This is a genomic window from Clostridia bacterium, assembly GCA_036562685.1.
In the GTDB taxonomy this organism is placed as follows: domain Bacteria; phylum Bacillota; class Clostridia; order Christensenellales; family DUVY01; genus DUVY01.
Genome location: DATCJR010000173.1, coordinates 1 through 5,498, shown reverse-complemented (window position 1 = coordinate 5,498; position 5,498 = coordinate 1). Strand labels below are relative to the sequence as shown.

At 37.2% G+C, this 5,498-nt stretch carries 3 protein-coding genes; all 3 read right to left on the bottom strand.

Annotated elements, in window-relative coordinates; genetic code table 11:
- Positions 1–1,231, bottom strand: a 1,231-nt coding sequence (locus VIL26_07685; GenBank protein ID HEY8390808.1) for an alpha-L-fucosidase, incomplete at its 3' end; no start/stop codon positions are given.
- Positions 1,231–3,219 (bottom strand): beta-galactosidase, encoded by a 1,989-nt coding sequence (locus tag VIL26_07680; protein HEY8390807.1) that lies wholly within the window; start codon positions 3,217–3,219, stop codon positions 1,231–1,233. The genes VIL26_07680 and VIL26_07685, both read right to left, overlap by 1 nt.
- A gap of 66 nt (positions 3,220–3,285) precedes the next feature.
- A partial coding sequence (gene yicI, locus VIL26_07675; GenBank protein ID HEY8390806.1) for an alpha-xylosidase occupies positions 3,286–5,498 on the bottom strand: 2,213 nt, incomplete at its 5' end.

Sequence of the window (5,498 nt, the reverse complement as noted above, 5' to 3'; positions counted from 1 at the left end):
AAATTTCGGCAAATGTGTTTTTGGGATAATTGGCGGCTATCCATTCAGTCATTAATTTGATTTCGCTTGCGTCATTTAGCATAACAATGCTTTCTATGTCTTTTTTGTCTATTGATGAAAGTTCCAGACACGGACCTAAAGGGCGTTCAAAGACATGCGCAAAAATGTAATTGCCTTTTTTTGTGTATCTTCCCCATTCGGGTTTTGGAAGAAGAGCATCATCACATCCGTAAATACTCTCTCCAAAAGTCCTTAACCACTCGCCGACTTTTTTCAAAGTTTCAACTGCTTCCGTCTGTAATTTTCCCTTAGCATCTGGTGATATATTGAGAATGAAGTTTCCGCCTTTTGAAACAGCTTCTATAAGTTTTTTTATAATAAGCGTGCTGTCTTTAAAGTTTTTATCCTGCGCATTATATCCCCAGCTCTCATTTATTGATGCGCAGATTTCCCAAGGTATCGCTTCGCCCGAATCATCATGCAAGCCTTGCGGCGGCATAAGAAGTTCAGGACAAGCAAAATCGCCGCTATAAACCTTAGGCTCATCAGTCATAATGCCGCCAAAATGGTCGGCTGCCGCGTCAAGTCTGTTATTAATTAAGATATCAGGCTGAAAAGAACGAATCATATTGACAAGTTCAGTAGCACGCCATTTTTCGCCTTTTAATTCGTCATAAGAAAAATCAAGCCACATCAAATCAAGCTTTCCATATTGTGTAACCAGCTCTTTTATCTGATTGTGCATATATTCAAGATATTTTGAAAAATCTCTTTTTTGATTAGCTTCGGGATTGCCCCGCATAGGATGATAAGGATCATCAAATGCGGGATAGTCAGGATGATGCCAGTCTAGCAAAGAATAATATAAGCCGACTTTTAATCCCTCCGCTCTAAACGCATCCAAAAATTCTCTTACTGCATCTTTTTTGTATTTGGTGTTGGTGATTTTGTAATCGGTATATCGGCTATCAAAAAGACAAAAACCGTCATGATGTTTTGAGGTTAAAACTGCATATTTCATTCCTGCCAGCTTGGCCGTTTTTGCTAAAAAAACCGGATCAAATTCAGTCGGGTTAAATTCATCAAAATATCGGTCATAAACTTCATCGGGAATTTTTTCTATGCTTTTTACCCATTCGCCTCGTGCAGGAATTGCATATAATCCCCAATGAATAAACATTCCAAATCTTGCGTCTCTAAACCATTGACTGTTTTTAAATCTTTCTTTCATCAGATTTTCTCCAAGCAAATAAAGCTGTAAGGCTTAATGTCAATTTTGCCATTAACTTTTTTGCCGCTGGCAACATCTATATATTCGCCATCAAGTTCTACATAACCTTGCTCGCATGCAGTCTCTGCTATGCAATATCCTGTTTTCTTGCCATCTGTTCTTTTTACCGCGATTACATACGGACTGCATTTTATATCAGGCAAAGAATGCGTTTTATCAAGATATTTTTTTATAATATCTACCATAATTTCATTTTCGGGCATTGTGCCCATTACAACAACTTCGCCTTTTCCTACCTTGCAGCCAACTATCGCAGCCTTGCCGTCTATATTGGCGCTTTGGGACTGATACTTAGCTATTACCTTATGCTCTGGTTTAATTTCAAAAACATCGTTCCAAATATTTGTCTTGCTGGTTATACCATTTTCTAAGATAATAGTATTTTCAAGGCTTGTTGCAGGAATCTGATAAAGATTTTCTAATCCTGTCAATTCTTCTATTAATCCAAAAACCGTATTAATGAATTTTGCGCAATATTGATTTCTTATATCAGTAAGCGGACCTGTTATCCATACTCCGCCGTCTTTTATCCAGTTAGTAAGCCTTTCTTTAAAATTTCCTTCTTCTAACGAAATCAAAAACGGCGAATACAAAACCTTTATTCCGTCTAATGAATTATTAGGATTATGAATATGCGGACGCAATGACGCATTTATTAATGTCTTATAGCAATTTAAAATATTTTCAAAGTAATTAAATCCTGCCACCACTTTTTGCCCTTCAAACATATTCCACGCGTGACTTGAAAAGCTCATTGCAAATTCTGGCTGGGATAATTGATAGTCAATCAAAAATTGACCGCATTTTTCCAAAGTTTCTGACGCTTTAATTATCTCATCAAAAACATGAACGGGTTTGCCCTGAGAAGTTATCACAGAAGAATGCATAAGTTCAGGTCCGGCATAATGGGCTCTAAACAGCCAATAAAGATTCATTTCTGCGCCAAATGCAAAAGGCAATAACGTATTGATATAATTGAAATTTACAGGATATGGATCCGGATTCACACTGTTAGAACCGTTTGCTGTGGTGGCTGTTTCCGTATTCCAAAACGGTCTAGCTTTCAACCCCGACATATAGTCCATCCAAAAACCCGCTTCCCAAAGATTTTTTTTGCTGTGATAATGATTAAGCATAGCCACATCAAGATTTTGATTGGTTATGTAATGGTCCTGACTAACAACAGTCATCATATCGGTGCCTATCGGCACTTTTACTCCGCATTCTCTCAAAATATCTGCTTGTCGTGATATAAAATCCGCATTGCTATGCACCTGAAAACTAATATATTCGGTAGTAGCTGAAGGATGACTTCCCCATTCTTTTATCTTGGGATATTCTATTTGTCTAAAATCCTGATATTCTATACTCCAAATGCGCAAGCTCCATTGTCTATTGAGATTATCAATAGTTCCATATCTTTTTTCTAGATACTCATAAAACTTATCCATGCAATAATCGCAATGACAGCCTTGACGCCATGGATAAATTTCATTATCTATCTGCCAACCTATCACTGCGGGGTTATCCTTAAAACGCTCCGCCATTTTTTTGACGATTTTTTCCACATAGCTGTTAAATACAGGGCTGTTGGGACAGCCGTGTCCCCGTCCGCCATGAACCGCATATTGACCGTCATCATCTCGCCTCAAAATTTCGGGATGTTTTCTTGTAAGCCATATAGGCGGAGTATTGGAGGGCGTGCATAGAATACTATAAATACCGTTTTTATACAGTTTTTTTACTACGTCTTCAAGCCAGTCAAAATTATATTCGCCTTCTTTGGGTTCAAAAACACTCCATGCAAATTCACCCATTCTCATAACATTCAAATGGGCTTTTTTCATATATGCAATATCTTCATCCAAAGTTTGAAAATAATTGACTTCGGGATAATAAGCAGCACCAAGAAATAACTGTTTTTTCACATCATCACTCCCCCAATTCTATATATTCAGCATATAAAACCAGAATTTTTTAAATGAATTATTAGTTTAGAGTTTAATCGAAACATTGTCTGATGTTAAAGTAAGCTTTATTCCTCTTTGGTTTTTTTGCTGTTGTGCGCCTGTTGCCTGGCATTCAAAAATGCCGTTGAGCAAAATATACTTAACTTCGCCAGTAGTAGTTATATTAATTGTATCTTTTATTCTTTTCGCTCTAACTTCGGCTTTTTGATTTAGGTCAGCGGAATAAACGATACATTGCGCCTCTGTTTCTAGTCCAAAAATTTCAAATACTGTATCTTTTATATAATCATAATCAGGTCTGTTGTTAACAGCACCGCGCGCAATTATTGAGTTTGGACGGATATATAAAGGCAAAGAGAAAAAGTCATATTCTTTTTTATACCATCTTGCGCCAGTCAAACATTCGCCGCTTAGATAATGTATCCAATTGCCTTCGGGCAAATAGAACTCGCATTGATTGTCTGATGAAAATACAGGTGCCACCAAAATGCTTTGACCGAACATATATTGTCTGTCTAGATATTTGCAGGTAGGCTCATCAAATTCAAAGAACATCGGACGCATTATAGGTGTTCCTTTTTGATGCGACAAAATTGCCGCACTATATATATAAGGCATAAGTTCATATTTTAAATTGGTAAAAAATCTCAAGACATCGCATGCTTCTTCATCATAATTCCAAGGAACTCTATATGATGTTGAACCATGCAATCTGCTGTGCGAGGATAACAGTCCAAAAGCAACCCATCTTTTGTATATATCAGGAGGAGAGTTATTTTCAAAGCCACCTATATCATGGCTCCAAAATGAAAACCCGCTAGAAACTAATGACAAGCCACCTCTTAAACTTTCAGCCATTGAGTTGTAATTTGAGTTGCAGTCCCCACCCCAGTGTACAGGGAAGGACTGTCCGCCTGCACATGCACTTCTTGAAAACAAAACCGCTTCGCCTTTTCCTCTTTTTCTTTCAAGCAATTCAAAAACGCAACGGTTATAAAGATATGTATAATAGTTATGGGCGCCTCTGGGGAAACTGTTGTCAAAATATACGACATCTTCTGGAATTCTTTCTCCAAAATCTGTCTTAAAGCAGTCCACGCCCATGTCTAAAAGCTTTTCTAGATTATCAGCATACCACTTGGCAGCAGCTGGATTGGTAAAATCCACAATCGCCATACCAGCTTGCCATTCATCACGCTGATAAACCTTGCCGTCAGGTCTTTTTAAGAAATATCCTTTTTCCATACCTTCTTCGAATAATGCAGTCTTTTGAGCGATATAAGGATTGATCCAAACACAAACCTTAAGACCTTTTTTGTGCAGTCTTTCTATCATTTCTTTTGGATCTGGGAAAAGGTCTTTGTCCCATTCCATACCGCACCATTCAAATTCTTTCATCCAAAAACAATCAAAATGAAAAGTTGAAAGCGGAATATTGCGCCTAAACATCTCATCAATAAAAAAATTGACTGTTTTTTCATCATAATTGGTAGTAAAAGATGTAGAAAGCCATAGTCCAAATGACCAGGGCGGCAATAATGCGGGTCTGCCTGTAAGCTGTGTGTATTTTTCCAATATTTCGGCTGGCTTTTTGCCATAAATAATTACATATTCAAGTTCTTCGTCTGCAACCGAAAATTGTGTTTCTTCCACTTTTTCGCTGCCTATTTCAAAGGAAACTCTGTCAGGAGTGTTGACAAATATTGCATATCCTTTGCTGCTTATAAAAAATGGTATGTTTTTATATGAAATATTACTTGCTGTTCCACCGTCTTCGTTCCAAATATCTATTGACTGTCCGTTTTTGATAAATGGAGTAAAGCGTTCGCCGCCTCCATAAATGTATTCGCCCACTCCAAGTTCAAGTCCGTTTACCAAAAAGCGTGTTTGAGTAAATTTGTCAGTCATAACAGAAAGTGATTTATCAAGATAGCCTGTAAGTCTTTCGCCTTCGGCATAAAACGATATATTAAATGGTCTTTTTTGTGCCTTTAATGTAAGTTTTCCAGACACCAATTCAGCACCATTTTGAGTAATGTTGATATCTACTTTTTGACGATTCCATTCAAATTTTTTGACTTTGTGTTTTCCACCTCTGTAGCCTATGATTTTAACGCTAATGCAATCTTCCAAAGGAGAATAAGCTTCTAATGTTAGCTGTCCGAGATTAAGGGTATTATAACGAAAATCAATGTTTTTAAATGGACAAAACATTTCTAATGTATTTTCTTTTTGCC